We start from the raw sequence: 21,945 nt of genomic DNA, 5'->3' as shown, positions 1-21,945 counted from the left end.
GCGCTCCAGATCTTACGTTTAGTAGACGGATTTATTGTTATTAACTGACGTAACCGGTTGTTCGATAAAGCGTGCCGCCAGCGCTTCCGCGCCGCGGGCGAGCAGGGTGGTGTCGACGCCGACGGCGACAAACCGCGCGCCGAGTTCAAGATAGCGTTTTGCCAGCGGCTCGTTCGCCATCAGGATGCCGGGGGCTTTACCCGCAGCGCGTATCTGCGCGATCGCCTGTTCAATGGCGGCCTGCACCTCCGGGTGCTGCGGATTGCCGGCAAAGCCCATGTCGGCGCTGAGATCCGCCGGGCCGATAAACACGCCGTCGACGCCGTCCACGTCCAGGATCTGCGGCAGGTTTTTCAGCGCCTCGCGGGTTTCGATCTGCACCAGCACGCACATGGCGTCGTTGGCCTGCTGCAGGTAATCCGGAATGCGGTTCCAGCGCGAGGCGCGCGCCAGGGCGCTGCCGACGCCGCGAATACCCGCGGGCGGGTAGCGGGTGGCACGTACCGCCTGCCGCGCTTCGTCGGCGTTTTGCACCATCGGCACCAGCAGAGTTTGTGCGCCCACGTCCAGCAGCTGTTTGATCTGCACCGGGTCGTTCCACGCCGGGCGAACCACCGGCTGGCTGGGATAAGGGGCGATGGCCTGCAGCTGGGTCAGGACGGTCTGCACGCTGTTCGGCGCGTGCTCGCCGTCGATCAGCAGCCAGTCGAAGCCTGCTCCGGCCAGCAGCTCCGCGCTGTAGCTGCTGGTCAGCCCCAGCCATAGCCCAATTTGCGGACGGCCCGCCTGCAGCGCCGCTTTGAATGCGTTTTGCATGGTTATCTCCTAGACAAAGCGGCAGCTGATGGAGCCCATGTTGCCGTAGTCGACGTGGAAGGTGTCGCCTCTGCTGGCGGGCACCGGGCGGGTAAACGAGCCGCCGAGAACGATCTGGCCAGGCTCCAGCTGCACGTCATACGGGGCGAGCTTGTTAGCCAGCCACGCCACGCCGTTGGCCGGGTGGTTAAGCACGCCTGCGGCGACGCCGGTCTCTTCGATGACGCCGTTGCGGTAGAGCAGGGCGGATATCCAGCGCAGATCCAGCTCGTCGGGCTTAATCGGACGGCCGCCGAGGATCACCCCCGCGTTGGCGGCGTTATCGGAGATGGTGTCGAACACCTTGCGCGGGCGCTGGGTGTCCGGGTCGACGTTGTGGCAGCGGGCGTCGATCAGCTCCAGCGCGGGGATCACGTAGTCCGTGGCGTTATAGACGTCGAAGATCGTGCAGTTCGGGCCGCGCAGCGGTTTTGCCAGCACGAACGCCAGCTCCACTTCAATGCGCGGGACGATAAAGCGGTCGACCGGGATGTCGCTGCCGTCGTGGAAGAACATGTCGTCCAGCAGCGCGCCGTAGTCCGGCTCGCTAATCTGCGAGCTGGCCTGCATCGCTTTAGAGGTGAGGCCGATCTTGTGGCCCTTCAGCACGCGGCCTTCGGCGATCTTCAGACTGACCCATTCGCGCTGGACGGCGTAGGCGTCGTCGATAGTGATCGTCGGGTAGTCGAGGGAGATCTGGCGGATCTGCTCCCGGGACTGCTCCGCCTGATGCAGACGATGGGCGATCAGGGTATGGGTGTGTTTATCGAGCATGGCGTATCCTTTATGCGGCTGTTGCCGGGTGGCGCTGCGCTTACCGGGCCTACGTTCGAGCCGTTGTAGGTCCGGTAAGCGAAGCGCCACCGGGCGGAAAAGATGTCTACTTAAACAACGCGTGCACGTTGTTTTGTTTGTAATTGAGCGTTGGGTGCAGCTCGTCCAGCTCAAACGACAGCGCCAGATAGCGGCTCGCCATCAGCGCCGCGAAGTGCGTTTTAATCAGCGCAAACAGCATTTCACCGACCTCTTCCCGGCTCTCCAGACTGCGCCCCGCGCCAATCTTCAGCGTCATATGGACAAAGGCGTAATCGTGCTTGCCGTCGGCCATCTGCCAGGTGTCCAGCCAGTGGGCGCGGCTGCGGATACCGCCGATAGGGAAGATGCCCGTGGCGGCGAGCGCCTCGTTCACTTTGGCGAACAGTCCCGGCAGGTCGGCCTGCTCGCGGATGTTGTCGGTACATTCAGCAATAAAGTGCGGCATGGAGGCTCCTTACGCGGGCAGGGGGAAAACGGCGTTGACCTGGCCGGTGCCGGAGCTGGCGAACAGCTCGGTGAGAAACTCCACCTTGCCGTCGTATTTGTCCCAGCCGAGCATCCCCAGCAGCATCACCGTGTCGTGCATGTTGCCCTCGCCGTAGCAGTAGTCGGCGTACTCCGGCAGCATGCTGCAGAATTCTTTGAACTGACCCTCGCGCCACAGCTTCACCACGCGCTCGTCCATCTGGCGGTCGAACTCCCGGGTGTAGCTGTTCATCCCTTCTTCCGCGCGCTGGTCGTCGATAAAGCGGTGCGACAGCGAGCCGCTGGCGAGTACCGCCACGGTGCCGTCGTATTTCTCAATGGCGCTGACGATGGCCTCGCCCAGCCTGCGGCTGTCGGCGAAGTCGTGAACCGTGCAGAACGCCGAGATGGAGACCACCTTGAAGTGCTTATCCGCGTTCATGTAGCGCATTGGCACCAGCGTGCCGTACTCAAGCTTGAGGCTCGGAATGTTGTGCGCTTTGGCGCGCACGCCACGCTTCACCGCTTCGTCGGCGATCAGCTGGCCGAGTTCCGGGTTGCCGTCGTAGTCGTAGGTCATGTCGCGGATAAAGTGCGGCAGCTCGTTGCTGGTGTAGACGCCCGAAAAATGGTCCGCACAGTTGATGTGATACGCGCTGTTCACCAGCCAGTGGGTGTCGAAGACGATAATGGTATCGACGCCCAGCTCCCGGCAGCGCTTGCTGATCTCTTTGTGTCCGTCGATGGCGCCCTGGCGGCAGCCGTGGTTTTTGCCCGGCAGTTCGGAGAGATACATCGACGGCACGTGGGTGATTTTTGCCGCTAACGCTAATTTGCCCATTTTCAGATCCCCCACTTTGGAATCGGATGGTCGCCCATGGAGATGCAGACGTTCTTCATCTCCGCGAATACCTCGAAGCTGTACTCGCCGCCCTCGCGGCCGGTGCCGGAGGCCTTCACGCCGCCAAACGGCTGGCGCAGGTCGCGCACGTTCTGGGTGTTGACGAACACCATGCCGGCTTCAATGCTGCGCGCCAGACGCAGCACTTTGCTGACGTCCTGGGTCCAGATATACGACGCCAGGCCGTACTCCACGTCGTTGGCCAGGCGCAGCCCTTCCGCTTCGTCCTTGAACGGCAGCAGGCAGGCCACCGGCCCGAAGATCTCCTCCTGCGCCACGCGCATGCGGTTATCAACATCCGCCAGCACGGTCGGGCGCAGGAAGTTGCCGCCCTTCAGGTGCGCAGGCAGATCGGTCGGTTTGTCCGGGCCGCCCGCCAGCAGGGTTGCGCCTTCCTCGATGCCGAGGCGGATATAGCCGGAGACTTTTTCCCAGTGCTGTTGGCTGATGAGCGCGCCAATCTGGGTGTTCGGATCGGTCGGGTCGCCCACGCGCAGGCGGCTGGCGCGCTCGGCAAAGCGCTTCACGAATTCCGGGTAGATGCTCTGCTGGATGAAGATGCGCGAGCCCGCGGTGCAGCGCTCGCCGTTGATGGAGAAGATGGTGAACAGGGCGGCGTCCAGCGCGCGCTCGATATCTGCGTCTTCAAAAATCAGTACCGGGGATTTGCCGCCCAGCTCCATGGAGTACTTCTTCAGCCCGGCGTTTTTCATGATGTTGCGCCCGGTGGCGGTGCCGCCGGTGAAAGAGACCGCGCGCACGTCGTGATGCCGCACCAGCGCATCGCCTGCCGTCGCGCCGTAGCCCTGCACCACGTTGAGCACGCCCGCCGGAATACCCGCTTCGAGGGCCAGTTCGCCCAGACGGTCGGCGGTCAGCGGGGAGAGCTCGGACATCTTCAGCACCGCGGTATTGCCTAAGGCCAGACAGGGCGCGACCTTCCAGGTGGCGGTCATAAACGGCACGTTCCACGGCGACACCAGCGCGCAGACGCCCACCGGCTGCACCAGGGTGTAGTTGAGCATCTTGTCGTCGACCGGGTAGGTCTTGCCGTTCATCTGCTGGCACACCTCGGCGAAGAATTCGAAGTTGTGCGAGGCGCGGGGGATCAGCACGTTTTTGGTCTGGTGGATCGGCAGGCCGGTGTCGGCGGTTTCCATGGCGGCGATCTCGGGCACGTTCTGGTCGATCAGATCGCCCAGGCGGCGCATCAGGCGCGCGCGCTCCTTCATCGGCAGGTTGGCCCACTTCGGAAACGCCTCTTTGGCGGCGGCAACGGCCTGATGGATTTCGGCTTCGCCGCCGGCGGCCACTTCTGCCAGGACCTCGCCGGAGGCCGGGTTAGTGGTCTGGAAGTAGTCGCTGCCCGCGACGTTTTTACCGTTGATCCAATGGTTTATCTTTTTCATTTTGCCGTCTCCTCACTCACAATTCGGTTCACCAGGCGTCCCACGCCTTCCACTTCCACCACCACCTCATCGCCCGGCACCACGTCGGAGAGCCCCTTCGGCGTGCCGGTGGCAATCATGTCGCCCGGCTGCAGGGTCATAAAGTCGCTCAGGTACGCAATCAGGTACGGGATGCTGAAAATCAGATCCGCCGTGGTGCCTTCCTGACGCAGCTCGCCGTTGACGAAGGTGCGCAGGGCGAGGTTGTGCGGGTCCGGAATGGCCTCTTTTGGCACGATGTTGGGGGAAATGGGGGTCAGCCCGTCGCGGCTTTTCACCCGCAGGTTCGGGCGGTAGTAGTTTTCGAGATAGTCACGAATGGCGTAGTCGTTGCAGACCGTGTAGCCCGCAACATAGTCCATCGCCTCGGCTTCGCTCACCTTGCGGGCGGTTTTGCCGATGACCACCACCAGCTCCGCTTCATAGTGCATGTACTCGACGTTGTTCGGGCGCACCGAGGTCTGGTTGTCGCCGTTGAAGGTGTTCGGCGCTTTGATAAAGACCAGCGGCTCGGTGGGCGGCTTGAAGTCCAGCTCGCTGGCGTGATCGGCATAGTTCAGGCCGAGGGCAAACAGCGTGGCGTGCGGCGGCGTGCGGTGCGTGCTAGCGACGTCGCGCTCGTCCACCACCGGGTTTTCCAGCGGTGGAAATCCTTCCGCCAGAATACGCACCCGATCGCCCGGGCGGATCTCAACGCGGCTGTGCGGGGTACCGAGCAGGATCGCATCGCCGGGATTAAGGGTGGCGAACTCGCTCAGGGCGCTCAGCAGTTCGGCAGCGTTACGCTGCAGATCGGCGGAGTTCCAGTGGTCCGCTTCGCGGCCGTTGATCTCCGTGATGATGGTCAGGCTATCCACGTTATCAACGGCGACCGGTTCGCCGAGCGGGCAGAATCCGTCGCGGCATTTGGCCTTGATGGCCGGACGGTAGAAGCTCTCTTCCGGCAGGCTCACCTCGTTGGCCAGCGCATATCCGGCGATGTACGCCGCGGCGTCCTCCACGCGCACCTTGCTGGCGGTTTTACCGACCACCAGCGCTACCGTAGCGCCGCTCAGCACCGTTTCCCCCTGCGGGAACGGAATGGGCTCGCCTGCACGGATCACGGTGTTATGCGGTTTGATAAACCACACCGCCGTTTTCGGCGGCGTGTTGTAGGGGGCTTTTTCAAACGCCTCTCGCCAGGCTTCGCGCTGGCTCTGATGGTTGAGGGCGACGGCAAAGACGGTACCTTTCATTCACATACTCCTCAGGCCGGAGGTCCGGTTTGGATTTCATTAATATGTTAATGATCTGGTTTTATGCTTTTGCTGATTATTTCGCAATCAGAAGTGAAATATTTGTGATACGAATAACAATAAATTTACATATTGGTTTTTATTGATATTAAAATCAGATGGTTAATAAAATTAGTGGGTTTCTGTTAGACTTTTTGACGGAAAACGTGTTGTTTATAAAAGCATCTTTTATGAATTGTTTACGTGTTAATGATGTGAAGGGGAGAGGCTATGCATGATTCATTAACCATCGCGCTGCTGCAGGCGCGGGAAGCGGCGATGTCCTACTTCCGTCCGATCGTGAAGCGCCATAACCTGACCGAGCAGCAGTGGCGCATTGTGCGCGTGCTGGCTGAACATCCGTCGATGGATTTTCACGATCTGGCGTTTCGCACCTGCATTTTGCGCCCGAGCCTCACCGGCATTCTGACGCGCATGGAGCGCGACGGCCTGGTGCTGCGCTTAAAGCCGCTGAACGACCAGCGCAAGCTGTACGTCTCGCTGACCAAAGAGGGCAATGCGCTGTATGAGCACGCCCAGGCGCAGGTAGAGGAGGCGTATCAGCAGATTGAGGCGGAATATACGCCGGAGAAGATGAAACAGCTGACGGCGCTGCTGGAAGAGTTTATTGAACTCGGAAACCGACATAACGCAGCGCGGGAAGAAGAGTAAAAACCACAAATTTCAGGATGAATTTCGTAAAGTTTTCCCTTTCCAGGCCGAAAATTCTGTATCTGTCTGAGGAAAGAGAAAACATGTTAAACCGTATCAAGATTGTCACCAGCTTAATGCTGGTTTTAGCGATATTTGGCCTTTTACAACTCACATCCGGTGGTCTTTTCTTTAATGCTCTGAAGAATGACAAAGAGAATTTCACCGTCCTGCAAACCATTCGCCAGCAACAGTCCACGCTGAACGCCAGCTGGGTAGCGTTGCTGCAAACCCGTAATACCCTGAACCGTGCGGGTATCCGCTACATGATGGATCAGAGCAATATCGGCAGCGGCGCGACCGTGAACGATTTGATGCAAATCGCGTCTGCGTCTCTGAAACAGGCGGAAAAAAACTGGGCTGCCTACGAAGCCCTGCCGCGCGATCCGCGTCAAAGCGATGCGGATGCCATGGAGATCAAGCGTAACTATGATATTTACCACGGCGCGCTGGCGGAGCTGATCCAGCTGCTGGGCGCGGGCAAAATCAACGCCTTCTTCGACCAGCCAACCCAGAGTTACCAGGACGGTTTTGAGAAGCAGTACGTGAGCTACCTGCAGCAGAACGACAAGCTGTACCAGATGGCGGTCGAAGACAGCAACAGCTCCTACAGCCAGGCTATCTGGGTGCTGATTAGCGTCCTGATTGCCGTGCTGGTGGTGATTGTGGCCGTCTGGCTCAACATCAAGCAGACGCTGATCTCCCCGCTGAATCGTCTGATCGACAACATTCGCCATATCGCCAGCGGCGATCTGGTGAAGCGCATTGAGGTTCAGGGCACCAACGAGATGGGTGAACTGGCCGACTCGCTGCGTCATATGCAGGGCGAACTGGTGCGTACCGTTGGCGACGTGCGTAACGGCGCGAATGCGATCTACAGCGGCGCGAGTGAAATCGCGATGGGCAACAACGACCTCTCCTCCCGTACTGAACAGCAGGCCGCTTCCCTGGAAGAGACCGCTGCCAGCATGGAGCAGCTGACGGCGACCGTTAAGCAGAACGCCGAGAACGCCCGTCAGGCGAGCCATCTTGCGCTGAGCGCCTCTGAAACCGCGCAGAAAGGCGGCAAAGTGGTGGACAACGTGGTGCAGACCATGCGCGATATCGCGGGCAGTTCGCAGAAAATTGCCGACATTATCAGCGTGATCGACGGCATTGCTTTCCAGACCAACATCCTGGCACTGAACGCGGCGGTAGAAGCGGCGCGTGCGGGCGAGCAGGGCCGTGGTTTTGCGGTGGTGGCAGGTGAAGTGCGTAACCTGGCCCAGCGCAGCGCCCAGGCGGCACGCGAGATCAAGAGCCTGATCGAAGACTCCGTGGGTCGCGTGGAAGTGGGTTCAACGCTGGTCGAAAGCGCCGGTGAAACCATGGGTGAGATCGTGAATGCGGTTACCCGCGTCACGGACATCATGGGTGAAATCGCCTCTGCGTCTGACGAGCAGAGCCGCGGTATCGACCAGGTCGGTCTGGCGGTGGCAGAGATGGATCGCGTGACCCAGCAGAACGCCTCGCTGGTGGAAGAGTCTGCCGCAGCGGCGGCCGCACTGGAAGAGCAGGCAAGCCGTCTGACCCAGGCCGTGGCGGTGTTCCGCATTCAGCAGGAGCAGATGAAAGCGCGTGAGTTCGCTTCTGCGAAAACCGTTGCAGCACCGGCGATGGCGCGTAAAACGGTTACCGCTGATGCAGGTGATAACTGGGAAACGTTCTAACGCCGTATGTTGTGCCGGGTGGCGGCTGCGCCTTACCCGGCCTACGGTTCGTGGTTGTGCCGGGTGGCGGCTGCGCCTTACCCGGCCTACGGTTTGTGGCTTTTGCCGGGTGGCGGCTGCGCCTTACCCGGCCTACGGTTTGTGGCTTTTGCCGGGTGGCGGTTACGCCTTACCCGGCCTACGGTTTGTGGTTTTGTAGGCCCGGTAAGCGCAGCGCCACCGGGCGGTATTACAGAGGCAGGCGCATGGCGCAGCGCGTTTCATACGCGAAACCGTGCGCCGTCTCTTCTTCCCTTTTCTGACGCAGTTCAGGCGTCAGCGTCGTTATTTTTTCAAACCCCAGCCGCGCATAGAACGGCGCATTCCACAGGACGTCCCTGAACGTCGTCAACGTCAGCGCTGTCATCCCCCTGTTACGGGCATGGTCTGCCACGCGGGTGATGAGCTGCCTGCCGATCCCTTTTCCCTGCCAGTCCAGATCAACCGAGAGTTCGACAATAAACAGTGAAGACGGATGGGCTTCGGCAAGGATAAACCCGACGGGCTGGTCGTTTGCCAGCGCCAGCCAGCTTAACCCGCGTTCGACATAGTCGAGGTGTTGCTCAGCGGAAATGACCTCGCCACCGGCAAGCCAGGCGAGTGCCGGGAAGTCACGGAAGCGCCCGGCCGCCGCGCGTTCAATGGCGGGCAGGGCGGCAATGTCGTTGAGGGTGGTGGGGCGAATGCGAAGAGTCATGGCGGCAAGTATAGCCTGACCCGTCGACATTATTCCGAGCAGATCAGCACCGGCGAATAGAAATTGCTGATCACCAGCGCGTCTTCCGGCGTGCGCTCGATCGTCAGAAGCCTTTTATTGCCCAGCGTCAGGCCGGCAACGTATTTTTCAAAGACCCCGGGCGGCATGGCGTCATGGCTAAAACGCTCCACTTTTTGAATAGCGATCTCATACAGTTCGCCCTCCACGTGACGCCATTTAAACATCTCCTGGCGGGAAACCTCCCAGCTGCGTGGGGCATTCACCACGCTGCCGTTAACCGTGATGTACCCGGTTTTGTCGGGATGAAAACGCATAATGATCTCACCGTCAAAGGTGAAATCGTGGTTGTCGCGCCGGTCGGAAAAGGTCAGGTTTCCGTCGCAGGCCACCGACAGCGGGGGCGTGTGAAAGTACCACGCCAGCACGGTGCCCAGCAGCAGCAGGTTGAGGATCAGGGTTAGCCAAACTTTTTTGTGTCTCATCATCACCACTCGTAATAGTAAAGCGTACGACAGGCGCTGGCTTTACCCTGCGTGAGGGAACATTGGGAGAGCACCAGCCGCCCTTCGTGGCCGTAGAAAAGCGTTCTCTGAATGTGCATGTAGAAAATTGAATTTTTCAGGCACGGAAGATGGCCGTCCTTCTGAAGCGTTTGCGCCAGCGTTATTGCCTTCCCGTGAAATACGTCCGCCAGCGGCGTAAAGGTGTAGACCGGGCAGGTGCCGATATGCGTCAGCAGATGGATCTCCCTTTGTGAATTTTCTGGCTTGGTTAGCGCGATCCAGAGGCATAGCGCAACGACGACCAGCGTGAGCGCGCCGCAGAACAGCCATTCCGGGCGAACGCGCCATGCAGGTTTCGCCGTTTCGGCGGTCGGTGGAGCCTCCTCCAGCGGAGTGACCGTAACGTCCGCGCTGAGCATAAAGCCCGTTTTCGGTACGGTAACGATAAGCAGCGCGTCGGGAAGCAGGGCCGCCAGCATCTTGCGCAAAATGCTGATGTACTGGTTTAAGGAGTTGTTAGATCCCTGAAGCCCTCGCCGATCCCAGACTTCCTGGAGAAAGGTTTCCCGTTCAACCACGTTCCCATGATGCTGTACCAGCAGCTTCATGATGGTATTGGCCGTACAGGTGAGGAGCTGCGCATCCTCATCCGGCGCATTGATAAGAGAAACAGAACCGTCCTCGTCGTTATAGACGATGGCGTCAGCAAGCAGGTATTTCATAAGTTGTTGTAATAAAAACAGAGATAAAAAATAAAAAGAGAAGGTCTACGCCTTCCGGGCTGCATTGCTGGCTATTTTAACGCCACTGTTACCGATAACATTGATCCAGACAGGATTTTGGGTGGTTTAATAAGTCAGCGTGATAATCACGTCATCAATAAATTCCCCGGTACCGGTTAGCGGCTGTGCCGGGACCTCGCCGTAAACGGTGTAGTTCTGGGTGCCGCCAGCGGGATTGGTGACCTGCAGCGCATCGCCGCTGCTTTGATCTCCCCAGCGTTGCGTGGCCGCCTCATCCTGCCAGAGCCCGTAGCGCAGGCACTGGCCCTCGCTGTTGCAGAGCTGCCGCTGATTACCGCTGGCATGGTTGCCTTTGCCCATGGCAAGGGTGAATGCGGTTCCGGCCGGGCAGCGCGTGGTCAGGGTGGCGGTGGAACGCGTCGGACGCAGGGTCGCGGTGCTGGTCAGGGTGCCGAAGTTAAGGGGCGTCACGCGCTCGATGTAGCATCCCTGGCTGATTTCGGCCTGCGCGCTGGTGCCGCCCTGCACCTGCTCCCCCTCTGCGGAACCGTCCGAGCAGTTTTGCAGGGCATCCTGACGCAGGGCGCTGTGCCAGGCGATGCGCAGATTCATGTTGTAGTTGTAATAGTGGTAGGCCGGAAGCTGGCTTTGCCCGGCCGGAATGGTAGCGATAAGCGGAAAGGTACCGCTGACGTTGGCATTGCTTTGCGCGGCCAGAGTCTGCTGAATCAGGTTCCCGCTGCTGGCAGGCCCCAGCTCCTGAGAGCGTGCTGCGCCGTTCAGCAGGCGGAAGAGGAGGGTGTACTGTTTTCCCTCCTGGTCCCCCGGCGAGATCATCTCAAAGGGCGGGGCGTCTACGCTGCTCAGGCAGACGTTGAGATATTCCGTCCTGCCCTCGTTGTCGGCCTGGCAGCTAAACTTGACCTCGGTGTTGACGGAGGTGGTATTGCCCGCCACGACGTTGCCAAAGTTAATGGCGGGCATGGAGGTTATCCAGCAGGCTGCCGCCATCGCCTTTACGGACAGGACGAGCAGCAATAATAACGGCGCTCTTAATGACACAGTTGTTCTCCGATATTCTGTATAGATGACCCGGTGCGCGGCGCCGGAAGCGCGACCCGGCACTCTCCCTCACCGGTCTTCACCACCAGTTCACCCGGCAGGGGCGGATCTTCAAGCCAGATAAAGCCATCGCGGCCCACGATGGTGGCACCCTGCGGCGTTGACACGACGCTGCCCAGCGGGAGCGGCCTGCGGCGGCTGTCGACCAGCCGGGCCTGAACCGTGACGGCGTGATGGACGTTAAACTCGATTTTCACCGCGCTGCTGTTGCCCGGTCTGGCATGCATGTCGGTTACAGGGGCGATCACATCGGCAGGCAGATCGAGCGGGTTAATGCTGACTTTGCTGTTGTGGTAGCGCGGCAGGTCGGTCAGCAGGAGATAACCGTCTTCATCCGTTTCACCGGCCGGGCGGTTTTCCAGCATCACCGGTACGTGCCCAATGCCGTGCGTGGAGACCAGCGCCATGCCCTGCTGGATGTAGCGCAGCGCGTGCAGGCTGCCGTCCAGCAGCGTCAGGCTCCCTTCGGCTGAGGCGTACTGGTTGCGCTGGCTGGCACCTTGCTGCAGCCCAACGTGCCATTCGCCCGCGCGGCCCAGATAGCCTGCGTCTGCATATCTTTCACGTCGTTCGCCAAAGCCCTGGCCCAGCTCCCATGACCAGCCGCCGGCCTCATCGTCCGGCTGGTGGCGGTAATCCATGCGTGGTTTATCCCGGCTGGCCTGAACGGAGAGCGTGTCCTCGCGACCCAATGGGACGGAAAGCAGTAGCTGAACCTGACTCGACGCATCCGTAAACGAGCGGGTATAGCTCAGCGTGGTGGAGATGTGTGCCGGCAGCGACACCGACCAGGAGGCATTGAGGTAGCGCTGCGTGCTGCCCTGAATGTTCTGCTGTACCCAGCCCGCGCCCACGGTGCCGAAGTGGGGGACGGACTGGCTTACCCAAACGCTGTCGCTGCGTCTGACGGGGGCGGCACCGCTCATGCGGGCGTTGTCGGCGAAATCCGCCTCGGTGCGGACGGTGCTGGCAGAAATGCCCGTTCCTCTGCCGTTCCACTGCCAGCCGAGGCCCCACTGAACGCCCTGACCGTAAGGGCTGTCGCTCACGGCAACGTGCTGGCTAACCACCCCTACGGCGGGAGAGACCAGCCAGTCAGCGCCCGTGCCCACGTTGTGCAGCCTGCGCTGCTGCTCCGTATGCAGCGCCAGCGTCAGGTGATTATTCACCCCATAGCGCCAGCCCGCGTCCAGCAGCGGCGAGGCGGCATAGTCGTCGGAGTGCAGGGCGTAGTTTTCCCGCATCCAGCCGATGTCCAGCGAACCGCTGCTGAGCCCTTCCGCCAGCATGCCCGGCGCGCCGTAGAGATCGAGCTGTACGGTGCGACGCTGGCCGTTGATATCGGTAATGACCACCTCCGCCTGCCCGCTTCCGGTGAAGGAGGGCAGGGTATCCAGCAGAAAGTCACCCGGCGTGACGCGCTGGCTGCTCTGCTTAAGGCCGTCGATATACAAATCGACCGTGGAAGGCAGTACGGCCGTGTCGCTGTAGCGGCTGCGCGGTTCAGTATTGAGTTGCGGATTGAGCTCAAAATTACGTGCCCAGTGCAGCCCGCCAAAGCGCACCTGTCGGCTCCAGCGTGCGCCGGTGGTGATGCTGTCGCCCAGCGCCAGCGTGGTCAGCGAGTCGGTGTTGTCCCACTGCCAGCGGGTTTCGAGACGCGTGTGGGTCGGTCGACCGGCGCTGTTTTCCTCCCCGGCATGGCTTGAGAAACTGCTGCTGAACGTTCCGGGTAATCCTCCGGATGCGGTCAGCATGGTCTGGGCGTTGAGCTGGCGCTTCCCCTGCGCATCGCTGGCGTAGAGCGCGTATCCGAGCGTATAGGCGCTGACGGGTTGCGCATCAGGGTAGCGATACATCGGCGCGGGCTTTGAGGCGGTGAGATGCTGCTGGCCCTCGAGCGCCTCTGCCTCAGCGGTAATCGACACCTGCTGGGACAGCACGTCGAGATTAACCTTCAGGCCCGGCAGGGACGTCAGCTCAACCCATTCGGCGCGATCGTCCGGGGCGTGAAGCCCCAGCTTTTTCATGTCGCTGCGGCTTATCCATAACGCATTATCCACCACCCGGCAGGCCCAGAGCTCGCCTCGCGGGGCGTGGTTCACGGTAATGGCCAGCCATTGTACGGTGTCGGCGGGTTCAGTCCGGGCTGACAGCATGAGCGGTAGCCAAAACAGGAGCGCGAGAAGCGAGCGGGCGCAGGGGTATCTGGCTGGCATGGTGGTCATCATTGAGATAGACGCGCAGCGTGCTGAGCGCGTGACGTGAAGCGTGTTTAAGCGGCAAAAGGGCGGTTTGTCCCGGGAGCACATAGCCCGCCAGGCCTTTAATCGACCCTACAACCTGCCCATCGGCCGTCAGGGCCTCAAGGTGGCTCAGACGGATGTGGCGGTTTCCGGCATTAAAGCAGCGAAGGGTGGCCGGTATTTCAGACTGCTCACAGCTCAGGGCATCGTGGCTGACGGGCGCGCTCTGGTTCCCGGCAATAAACACCGGAATCGAGTAGCGCAGCAGGAAGTGCACCGCGGTGGGATTGGCGGCACGGGACGTGGCGTCCGGCAGTTCGTCGATGACCAGCCGGTAACTTTGCTCCTGTGCACGGATGCCGGGCTGCATGACGATAATACGCACCAGCTGCTGCTGGCCCGGCGCCAGTGATGTCATCGCCGGGCTGCTGACCACCTCCCCGGTGGCCACCAGAACATCTTTACCGTTTTTTTGCGTCCATTCGTACACCCGAATCTGCGCATGGATGGCCGCTTTCCCACTGTTAGTGAGATAGATAGCCGCTGCCCGCTGGTCGCTCTGCAGATCGAGCGTTACCGGGGCCACCTGAAGCGTGGCGGCCAGCGCGTAGCGTGACAGCAGCGCCAGCATCATGAGCCACAGAATGAAGCAGGAAAGATAGCGACGCACGATCAGTACTCCAGTTTTAACGTGATATCGTCGCTGTAGGTACCTGCCTGGGCGGTTGTCAGCGCCCCGGCGTCAATCACGCCATACAACGTTTCTTCCTGTTCCGCACCGTTGCCGGTATCGTCCAGGCCATTCGTGCCGGTGATTTGCGTCTGTTTGCCTTCGTCAGCAAAGAGTTTCCACGCAATCTTCTGCGCGCCCGTGTCGCCGTTTTCCGGCTTCAGCCAGAAGGTTCCATTTTCGCCGTCGTTGCTGGTGGCGGTCAGAGTGAACGGCGTGCCGTTGGTGCAGACGATATCGACCTGCGTTTTGGCCTGGATTTCGCTCGACTCATCGGAGCCGTGACGCGAGAAGTTGAGGTCGTTGGCTTTGAGGGTGCACGACTTCACGACCTCAAGTGATACGTGCATCGTCGCGCTTGCGGTGCTGTCTGCGGCGATCGCAGCAGCAGGAAGCTGGAGAACGGAACAACATACAACGGTGGGAATAATTTTCATGATCTTATTTCCTGACGTGAGTAACAGTGCAATTACAAAGCGAATGACTGAGCGTCCAGCAGGCAGCGTTTTTGATGGAATGCCGCCAGGTTGTGGCAGCAACAAGTGGGGCAAGGCCATAAACAGGCATTGCCGCGCAGAACGATGACCATATCGCCAGCATTCGGAATGAGAGGGGTCATTTTCTGCCCCACAGATAGCCCTGGCCGTAATCGGCCGCGCTGGCGCGGGCCAGTGCGAAATCACCTGCGGTTTCAATGCCTTCGATCAGCACCTTGCTGGCGACGCGCTTGCACTGGCGGGTGAGATGCAGAAACTTCGCCTGCTCGGTCCGTCCGTTCCAGAAGGTATGTTTGTCAATTTTGATGCCGCAGAAGCGGATCTGGCTGGTCAGAAGTTCGGGAAGAAGGTCTTCGCAAACATCGTCTGCCCACACTTCTATCCCCCACTCATGGAGCGTTGCGATGCATTTCCGCAGCGCCCGGCTTTGCGTATCGTCGAGTTGTATCATCGAATGGAGATCGGTGACCTCGATAGCAAGTCTCTCCGGGCAGGGTGTTTCTTCTTTGAGCCTGTCGAGGAAGTCCGTGTCCAGCAGTAAATCCGATGTCGCATTGAGGTAATACTTGTCGCCATCCTTGCAAAACATGGCGTGACGAAGCTGCGCAAAGAAGTGCGCTTTACGCTGGTTCGCGGCCATCGAGCCAAAGTAATCTTCAAGATTGACGTGGGGCTTTGCCGTGGACAATACCTCCCAGGCAATCACATTTTCACTGCGCAGTGCCCGGATGGATTCGAACTTATAGCCGGTTAGCATGATAAAAGTGCGTAACGCTCCGTGGTGATTTCAGGAGCTGCACATTTTATGGATTTGGATTTTGACAGGATATTTATAGATAAAAATGGCTTATATAAAGTGTTTTTATCTATTTTATAAGATTTATAAAGGATTATTTATTTTCATAAGCGCCCGGCAGAACGCCGGGCGCGACGTGCATTAGCCCGCTTTGCTGATGATTTTGATTTCGACCATGCCAATTCCGATCTCGCGCGGCGAATGCCCAAGAATATTTCCCTCATTCGTGGACTGCGGGTCCGGCGGTACAATCACCAGGGTATTGCTGCGCGAAGGATTCTCAAAATGCAGCGTTTGTGTGCTCACGTCGTTTCCAAGCGTTAACGTCTGCTCCCGATCGCCCACGCGCACGGGTACGGGCTTGTTAGCATTAGGCCCATAGGCCCTGGCGGTGATCACCAGATCAAATTGTTCAGGCAGGGGATGGGTGTACTCAATTTTCACCTCATTGCCCAACTGCGCGTTGGACCAGCGTCCCCAGGACTCCGGCCGCGAGATGCCGCTAAACTGTTTCACTTCCTCCGGCGCGCCGGCCACGTTAAAGATAAAGCTGTCCGCTTTGTAGCGAATATCGTTGTCGACGATTTTCAGCATGTCGACGTTACGCTGATAGCGCGCGGTATCTATCACCGTATCTTTAAAGGCGGTTTTGCCCTTCCACTGCCCCTTATCCACGTGCTGCACGGTTTGCTCTCCGCCAAGCTGGCCCTGCGAGACGCACCAGTCGGTCGAGAGCGCCAGCGGCTGCGACCAGAGCTGGCCCATTTTGTAGCACCGGTCGACCCAGACGAAGTTATCGCGTGGCGCAAAATCGGCCAGCTGGTAGCGCAGCGGCGCGGAATACTCGCTTTCCGGCAGCGGCTCAACGCGTCCTTCCGAGACGCGCAGCAGCAGCGGCAGACGGAAGTTGCTGCCCGAGAAGGCAATGGTGTTTTTATCCCGATCGACGGTGAAGTCTTTCATCTCTTTCGGGAAGTTCCACAGGCGGATGATGTCTGGCTTCCAGGCGAGAATTTTTTCCTTCATGTTGAGGAACACTTCCGACAGGGATTGCCCCGACAGCGTGCTGCGGCCCAGGCCAATAAAGTTGTCGCCGCCCAGAATGTCCAGCACGGTGGCGCCGTTATCCATGGAGTTGCGTTTGGTGGCGATCTCCTCCTGCTGCGGCTTGTCGCCGCGCAGGACGAAGAACAGGTTGCTGCGATCCTGCTTGTTGAGCTGATCCCACGCGCTGTTTTTCATCGCCAGATGGTCAGATGAGACGACGATGACGGTATTTTTAAACCAGGGCGAGGCTTTGATTTTCTCGACCAGTGCGGCGATGTGCTCCTGACTGCAGGTGACGGCGCTGAACGATTTGTTGTTTTTGCCATCAATCTCATAGCTTTTGCGCTTGCAGGTGCGCGAGACAAACCCGTCCGGATGGTGGGTGTCCACCGTCAGCGCAAAGAGAGAGAAACGCTTGCCCGCGCGGGACAGCTCCTCGAATTTCTTCCAGGTTTCGTCGAGTACCGTATCGTCATAGAAGCCCCAGTCGTTGCGGTAGCTCGGATCGGCAACCGTCGTTTTTAACTCTTCTGAGCCGTACAGGTGGTCAAAACCGTGGGATTTCAGGAACACATCTTTTCCGGCGAAGCGCAGGTTTGCTCCCTGCATAAAATAGTTTTCGTAGCCGGAGTTTTTCAGGATATCGCCGAGGCAAATATTCTGCGGGAAGAAGGTCGACATGGAGGCTGAGGCGTTACCTTCAAAAGGCGCGAACAGCGGGATACCACACTGGGAGGCAACCATCCCGGCAATCGTATAATCCGTGCCGGGCAGCTGCATGGTGTGGCTGAAATCGAGACCTTCATTTTTCAGCGCGCCCAAATCTGGCGTCAGGTCCGGGAAGGCATCGTTATCAAAGTAGGTGCGCTCCAGGCTTTCACCGTAGATATAGACGAGATTGAGCGTCGGGTTGGCGATCGTTTTCGACGGCTCTTTGTAGTAAGCCGCGAAATCCGGATCGCCATCGCGCGACTGGGATTTCACCAGCTCGGTGATCTGATGGAACGCCGGGCTGGCGTCGACGGAGGCCAGCGCCAGGAATAACGCCAGCAGGCTGTAGCCATGATGGTGCGGATGATGGCGACGGCGACGCAGCACCCAGGCCAGCGCGCCAAAAATCATCACCAGCGCGACGATAAGGCCGAGCCCCGGAAGTATGTACTTACCCACACCTGCGCCCGTCAGGCTGTTCGTCAGGGTGTAGAGCACCGCATCGTTAATACCGTCACCGGTAAAGTAATCGCTGGCGTATAAGGTAATGTTTAAAATAATAAAAATGCCGAGCACCACCAGCGTGGCGATAAACCACCAGGTGTGACGGCCGGCTTTCCAGGCGTAAACGCCGACAGAAGCCAGAAAAAGGATAAGAGACAAGAATTCTGACAACAGCATATCCTCATGACGCCAGGTGCTTCGCTGGCTAACTGTTTATTTTTTTGGTGATACAATGTAATTGCGATGTCGTTAAGCTGCAATTTTAGTGTCACGAAAGTGTGCTGTTGTTAGGATTTGGTTTAGAAAATCGTTTTTATGAAGATGTGCACATCCTGACAAACGGACGCTGAGACGGTGGCAGGCAGGAAAAACGCTCATTTAGCGCCGCGCTGCAAGACTATCGCACTAAACGCGGCGTGTTGTGGCAGAAAATGGGGTGGATCAGGAGATGAAATTAACGCCTTGTTTCAGCACCAGATCGCAGGCTTTGGTTTTCACCTGTTTGGCCAGAGAAGAGTTGCCGAGGGTGCTCAGGTTAAGCTGCTGACCGTTCTGCGCGTTAAGCAGGCCCTGAATGCCGTCCATGTAGTTGGTGTCCGCTTTTTGCTCCTGGGTATCCAGACCCAGTTTACCCAGCACCTGGTTTTTTACATTTTGCGCGTCGGTCACGGAGGCCAGCTTTTGCTTCGCGCAATATTCCAGAATCCCCGCCGCGTTGTTCATCGTCCCCGCGCTCAGGCTCTGGGAACTGTTGCCCAGCAGGCTGGTGAGGGAAGAGGCGGAGAGTCCGCCCTGCGTGCTGCTGCTCTCTTTGGTCAGCTCATTTGCTGCGCTTGACAGGGACTCCTGCCAGGACGCCGCCTGCGCTGCGCCGGTTACCAGCAGCGCGCCTAAAAAGGTGCTGATTAGAATCTGTTTTTTCATCATGGCTCTCTCAAAAAGGTCCGTTTTGGGCCGAAGGGGTTCCAGTATATACCTGCGACCTGTCGGCGATTCCTGGAACTGTCTTAATACTCTTTCCCGGTGACGCGGCTGCGGTAACTGTCCCAGTCGAAGATGACATACAGGCTGTTACCCAGCTTCATGCGGTCCATGACGCGTTCCCCCAGCAGGCGGGTCATCTCGTCGATGTTGTGGTTTGTCAGCATGCCGGTCGGGCGTTTGGACGAGGAGCGGCGATCGACAATCTGGTTGATGATGACTTTTTCATAGCGGGATTCCGTCTGAACGCCAATCTCATCGATGACCAGCAGGTCGACGTTACTCAGATCGTTAAGCAGCTGTTCTTCGCTGGTTTCACGGTTGCTGAAGGTGTCTTTCATCGCGGACATGATATCGGCCACGGTGATGATGAGGACCGATTTACCGCGCAGAAGCAGCTCGTTGCAGATGGCGGCAGCAAGGTGGTTTTTGCCGGTGCCCGGCTTGCCGCTAAAGATGAAGCTGGCGATATTGCCGTCGAATTCATCCACGTACTGACGCGCGGCGGCGAGCGCGTTCATCTGCCCGGTGGTCTCAATTTTATAGTTATCGAACGAGCAGTTCTGGTGCAGGGGACGAATACCGGAACGGTTAAAGGTGCGCTGCATTTTCATCGCCCGATTTTCGCGGGCGAGCGCGGCGGCGCGGATCTTGCCTTGCTCTTTTTGCCACGCCAGCAGCTCTTCACCGGTGGTGAAAGCAGGCTTCACGTTGGCAGGCATCATTTTTTGCAAACGTTTCATCAGGTCGCCGACGTTCTTCATTTCGCACCTCGGAATCCGCTGGGGATCTGTTTATCCGGTTCTGAAAAGGCATTGATATCACGTTTTGGCTGGCCGTTGTTGCCGGCGCGGGTAATCTGAAGATGACGCGCGAGCTTTTGCTGCCACTGAATATGGGTGAACACTTTACCCTCCGCCTGCCACCAGGCGGTAAACGCGGCAAGCTCTTCCGCGGTGGCGGGTTGGGTTAACGCAATGCCCCACAGCGCGGCCTGCCGCTGAAAATCTGCATCCGGCTGCCAGCCCGCATAGAGGGCAAATTTACCCATCGGAACGGTCACGGGAACGTTAACCGGTTCATCAAAGAACTGGGTATCCAGCGTGACATCGCTTGCCGGGCGTGCCAATTGCGCTTCGATCTCCAGAAGCTGTGCCAGACGCTCCGGTGTGATTGCGTAAAACGCTGGCGCGTTGTCGGCAAAAACCGCAACCGTGCCGCCTTCGGCGTGGGTCAACACACCGCGTGGGTCGCGCATAAAGGCATCAATACCAGCAATGCTGGTGGTCAGAATTCTGGAGGACATAACGCTTACTCTACTGATTACTACGGGCGTGATAGGGGCTTATGGTAGCACAGAGAGGGGGAAGGAAAGGAGGGGATTTCCCCGGTGGCGCTGCGCTTACCGGGGCTACAGTCGTAGGCCGAATAAGCGCAGCGCCATCAGGCAGTTATCACGCAATGATGTTCAGCGTGACGTCGATGTTGCCGCGGGTCGCGTTAGAGTACGGGCAAACAATGTGTGCCGCATCGACCAGCTTTTTAGCTTCCGCAGGATCCATACCTTCAACATGGATGTTCAGTTTTGCTTCGATACCAAAACCGGTAGGCAGCGGGCCAATACCCACTTCGCCTTCAATAAAGGCATCTTTTGGCAGGGTAAATTTGTCGCGTGCCGCCACGAACTTCATCGCGCCCAGGAAGCAGGCAGAGTAGCCCGCGGCAAACAGCTGCTCAGGGTTGGTCACGTCTCCACCCATGCCGCCCATCTCTTTTGGCACACCCAGTTTGACGTCCAGTACGCCATCGGAGGAGGTGGCACGACCGTCACGGCCACCGGTGGCTTTTGCTTTGGCGGTATAAACAACTTTTTCTAAAGACATGGCAGGTTCCTCATTTTGTTTTAATGCGTGCTATTAAATAGCGTGCGATATATATAGGTAAATAGTGACGCGTAAAGTATAGCGTTACGCGCGGTGTAGCTGTTGTCGCAAAAGCTCGAGCTGCTGTTTGAGTGCCAGCAAGGTGTCTGTATCACACTGCGCTGCGCAACCCACCGCATGGGGGATACCCAATGCCTGCTGCTGGAGTTCACGTCCCGCTTCACTCAGGGTGACGGCGACCTGACGCTCGTCTTTGCGCGAACGGTGGCGGTTGATGAGCCCGGCGCTTTCCAGACGTTTCAACAGCGGCGTCAGGGTCGCAGAGTCAAGGAACAGCCGTTCACCGATGTCCGACACCGTCATATCATCCTGCTCCCACAGCACCAGCATCACCAGATATTGCGGGTAGGTCAGGTTCAGCGGGGCCAGCAGCTGCCGGTACAGCTTGTTAAGCGCCAGGTTTGCCGAATAGAGGGCAAAGCAGAGCTGGTTATCCAGCTTGAGCGCAGCGGTTGCATCGTTCGTTTTCGCGTTCATGATATGAATATAGATAGTGTACGATTTAATTGCAAGCAATTTTATGGGCAGGTGTAACGGAGCGCCACCTGAACGGCCATTTTACGGTAGTGCTGGCGCTGCGCCTGCTCGTCTGCGCCTTCTTCAAACAGCAGCGTAAAGGTGTAGCTGTTGGCAACGTAGTGAAAGCTGAAGCTGCTTATCAGACGATGAAGATCGCGGGCGTCAACCGTCTCACTGAAGAGCTGTTTTTCTTTCCCCCGGCGCAGGATCTCCTCCAGCAGGTCGAGCGCGCTGCGGTTGACCTGGCGGAGATAGCTCGACTGCTGCATAAAGCGGCCGCGCTGCATGTTTTCCATGCAGATAATCCGAATGTAGTCAGGGTGGTCGGCATGATAGTCAAAGGTGGCTTCAACCAGATTGACCAGCGCTTCGACCGGGGGCATTCCCGTCAGGCTTAGCGCTTTTTCGCTGGCGCGAATCTGGGTGTAAACATGTTCAAGTACGAGGAGATAGAGGTTCTCTTTATTCTTGAAATGGTAAACCACCATGCGTTTGGTGGTGCCCGCTTTCTCTGCGATCTGTTCCATCCGTGCACCGTTCAATCCATACTCGGCAAAAAGCGCGATGGCGCTCTGAAAGATTTTCTCTTTCAGGCTGGATTCTTCACTGTGCTCGGGGTGTTCGCTGCCAGGGTTAGCCACATCCTTTCCTTATTTTCACCAAACGG

Annotated in this window: 23 protein-coding genes; 2 read left to right on the top strand and 21 right to left on the bottom strand. The window is 58.6% G+C overall.

Features of this window, described 5'->3' with window-relative positions; translation table 11 throughout:
* Nucleotides 1–18: 18 nt before the first annotated feature.
* From hpaI to hpaG, 6 genes are all read right to left on the bottom strand, one after another.
* Entirely contained in the window at nt 19–816 is a 798-nt protein-coding gene (gene hpaI, locus C6A40_RS03655; RefSeq protein WP_045335611.1) for a 4-hydroxy-2-oxoheptanedioate aldolase, read from the bottom strand.
* A gap of 9 nt (nt 817–825) precedes the next feature.
* Nucleotides 826–1,629 (bottom strand): 2-oxo-hept-4-ene-1,7-dioate hydratase, encoded by an 804-nt coding sequence (gene hpaH, locus C6A40_RS03650; RefSeq protein WP_021240607.1) that lies wholly within the window; start codon nt 1,627–1,629, stop codon nt 826–828.
* 106 nt (nt 1,630–1,735) lie between these two features.
* Entirely contained in the window at nt 1,736–2,116 is a 381-nt protein-coding gene (locus tag C6A40_RS03645) for a 5-carboxymethyl-2-hydroxymuconate Delta-isomerase (RefSeq protein ID WP_008502110.1), read from the bottom strand.
* A 9-nt stretch (nt 2,117–2,125) separates the two neighbouring features.
* On the bottom strand, nt 2,126–2,977 hold the full coding sequence (gene hpaD, locus C6A40_RS03640) for a 3,4-dihydroxyphenylacetate 2,3-dioxygenase (RefSeq protein ID WP_008502109.1): 852 nt from the start codon (nt 2,975–2,977) through the stop codon (nt 2,126–2,128).
* A 2-nt stretch (nt 2,978–2,979) separates the two neighbouring features.
* Nucleotides 2,980–4,446, bottom strand: coding sequence for a 5-carboxymethyl-2-hydroxymuconate semialdehyde dehydrogenase (gene hpaE, locus C6A40_RS03635; protein WP_023293348.1), 1,467 nt, complete (start codon nt 4,444–4,446; stop codon nt 2,980–2,982).
* Nucleotides 4,443–5,720 (bottom strand): 4-hydroxyphenylacetate degradation bifunctional isomerase/decarboxylase, encoded by a 1,278-nt coding sequence (gene hpaG / locus C6A40_RS03630; protein ID WP_045335613.1) that lies wholly within the window; start codon nt 5,718–5,720, stop codon nt 4,443–4,445. Before hpaG ends, hpaE begins: the two co-directional genes overlap by 4 nt.
* A 270-nt stretch (nt 5,721–5,990) precedes the next feature.
* Between hpaG and hpaR the strand changes: the two genes are divergently transcribed.
* Both hpaR and tsr read left to right on the top strand, forming a co-directional pair.
* Complete coding sequence (hpaR, locus tag C6A40_RS03625) at nt 5,991–6,431, top strand: homoprotocatechuate degradation operon regulator HpaR (RefSeq protein WP_008502106.1); 441 nt, start codon at nt 5,991–5,993, stop codon at nt 6,429–6,431.
* Nucleotides 6,432–6,514: 83 nt separating this feature from the next.
* The gene (tsr, locus tag C6A40_RS03620) at nt 6,515–8,179 is read left to right on the top strand and encodes a methyl-accepting chemotaxis protein (RefSeq protein ID WP_045335615.1); all 1,665 of its coding nucleotides are present in this window, start codon (nt 6,515–6,517) and stop codon (nt 8,177–8,179) included.
* Nucleotides 8,180–8,408: 229 nt separating this feature from the next.
* Here tsr and C6A40_RS03615 read toward each other — a convergent pair whose 3' ends face one another.
* The 15 genes from C6A40_RS03615 to C6A40_RS03545 all read right to left on the bottom strand — a co-directional run bounded on the left by C6A40_RS03615 (nt 8,409) and on the right by C6A40_RS03545 (nt 21,919).
* Entirely contained in the window at nt 8,409–8,915 is a 507-nt protein-coding gene (locus C6A40_RS03615; protein WP_045335617.1) for a GNAT family N-acetyltransferase, read from the bottom strand.
* A 29-nt stretch (nt 8,916–8,944) separates the two neighbouring features.
* Nucleotides 8,945–9,418, bottom strand: coding sequence for a hypothetical protein (locus C6A40_RS03610; protein WP_025912120.1), 474 nt, complete (start codon nt 9,416–9,418; stop codon nt 8,945–8,947).
* Nucleotides 9,419–9,420: 2 nt separating this feature from the next.
* Complete coding sequence (locus C6A40_RS03605) at nt 9,421–10,161, bottom strand: winged helix-turn-helix domain-containing protein (RefSeq protein ID WP_058657708.1); 741 nt, start codon at nt 10,159–10,161, stop codon at nt 9,421–9,423.
* A 126-nt stretch (nt 10,162–10,287) separates the two neighbouring features.
* Nucleotides 10,288–11,244, bottom strand: a complete 957-nt coding sequence (locus C6A40_RS03600; protein ID WP_023326652.1) for a Csu type fimbrial protein — start codon at nt 11,242–11,244, stop codon at nt 10,288–10,290.
* Complete coding sequence (locus tag C6A40_RS03595; protein WP_239991042.1) at nt 11,235–13,523, bottom strand: fimbria/pilus outer membrane usher protein; 2,289 nt, start codon at nt 13,521–13,523, stop codon at nt 11,235–11,237. The genes C6A40_RS03600 and C6A40_RS03595 overlap by 10 nt, the downstream gene beginning before the upstream one ends.
* A complete protein-coding gene (locus C6A40_RS03590) occupies nt 13,444–14,220 on the bottom strand; it encodes a fimbrial biogenesis chaperone (protein WP_025912124.1) in 777 nt (258 codons plus the stop codon). The genes C6A40_RS03595 and C6A40_RS03590 overlap by 80 nt, the downstream gene beginning before the upstream one ends.
* Before the next feature lie 2 nt (nt 14,221–14,222).
* The gene (locus C6A40_RS03585; protein ID WP_045335620.1) at nt 14,223–14,717 is read right to left on the bottom strand and encodes a Csu type fimbrial protein; all 495 of its coding nucleotides are present in this window, start codon (nt 14,715–14,717) and stop codon (nt 14,223–14,225) included.
* A 178-nt stretch (nt 14,718–14,895) separates the two neighbouring features.
* Nucleotides 14,896–15,534 (bottom strand): EAL domain-containing protein, encoded by a 639-nt coding sequence (locus tag C6A40_RS03580; protein WP_114191237.1) that lies wholly within the window; start codon nt 15,532–15,534, stop codon nt 14,896–14,898.
* A gap of 180 nt (nt 15,535–15,714) precedes the next feature.
* Nucleotides 15,715–18,006 carry a phosphatidylglycerol--membrane-oligosaccharide glycerophosphotransferase gene (gene opgB / locus C6A40_RS03575; protein ID WP_045335722.1) on the bottom strand — a complete coding sequence of 764 codons (2,292 nt, stop codon included), beginning with the start codon at nt 18,004–18,006 and terminating at the stop codon, nt 15,715–15,717.
* A gap of 270 nt (nt 18,007–18,276) precedes the next feature.
* Complete coding sequence (locus C6A40_RS03570; protein ID WP_021240596.1) at nt 18,277–18,759, bottom strand: DUF2501 domain-containing protein; 483 nt, start codon at nt 18,757–18,759, stop codon at nt 18,277–18,279.
* 83 nt (nt 18,760–18,842) lie between these two features.
* Nucleotides 18,843–19,580 (bottom strand): DNA replication protein DnaC, encoded by a 738-nt coding sequence (gene dnaC / locus C6A40_RS03565; RefSeq protein WP_008502094.1) that lies wholly within the window; start codon nt 19,578–19,580, stop codon nt 18,843–18,845.
* Entirely contained in the window at nt 19,577–20,122 is a 546-nt protein-coding gene (gene dnaT, locus C6A40_RS03560) for a primosomal protein DnaT (protein WP_021240595.1), read from the bottom strand. The genes dnaC and dnaT overlap by 4 nt, the downstream gene beginning before the upstream one ends.
* Nucleotides 20,123–20,270: 148 nt before the next feature.
* The gene (locus C6A40_RS03555) at nt 20,271–20,699 is read right to left on the bottom strand and encodes an organic hydroperoxide resistance protein (protein WP_008502092.1); all 429 of its coding nucleotides are present in this window, start codon (nt 20,697–20,699) and stop codon (nt 20,271–20,273) included.
* 84 nt (nt 20,700–20,783) lie between these two features.
* Entirely contained in the window at nt 20,784–21,236 is a 453-nt protein-coding gene (locus tag C6A40_RS03550; RefSeq protein ID WP_023293337.1) for a MarR family winged helix-turn-helix transcriptional regulator, read from the bottom strand.
* Nucleotides 21,237–21,277: 41 nt separating this feature from the next.
* The gene (locus tag C6A40_RS03545) at nt 21,278–21,919 is read right to left on the bottom strand and encodes a TetR family transcriptional regulator (protein WP_008502090.1); all 642 of its coding nucleotides are present in this window, start codon (nt 21,917–21,919) and stop codon (nt 21,278–21,280) included.
* Between the last annotated feature and the right edge of the window lie 26 nt (nt 21,920–21,945).

The organism is Enterobacter sp. GER_MD16_1505_Eko_090, from assembly GCF_003331015.1.
Lineage (GTDB): Bacteria > Pseudomonadota > Gammaproteobacteria > Enterobacterales > Enterobacteriaceae > Enterobacter > Enterobacter roggenkampii.
Note: the sequence above shows the minus strand (reverse complement) of the source record. Positions and strands in the feature narration are given on the sequence as shown.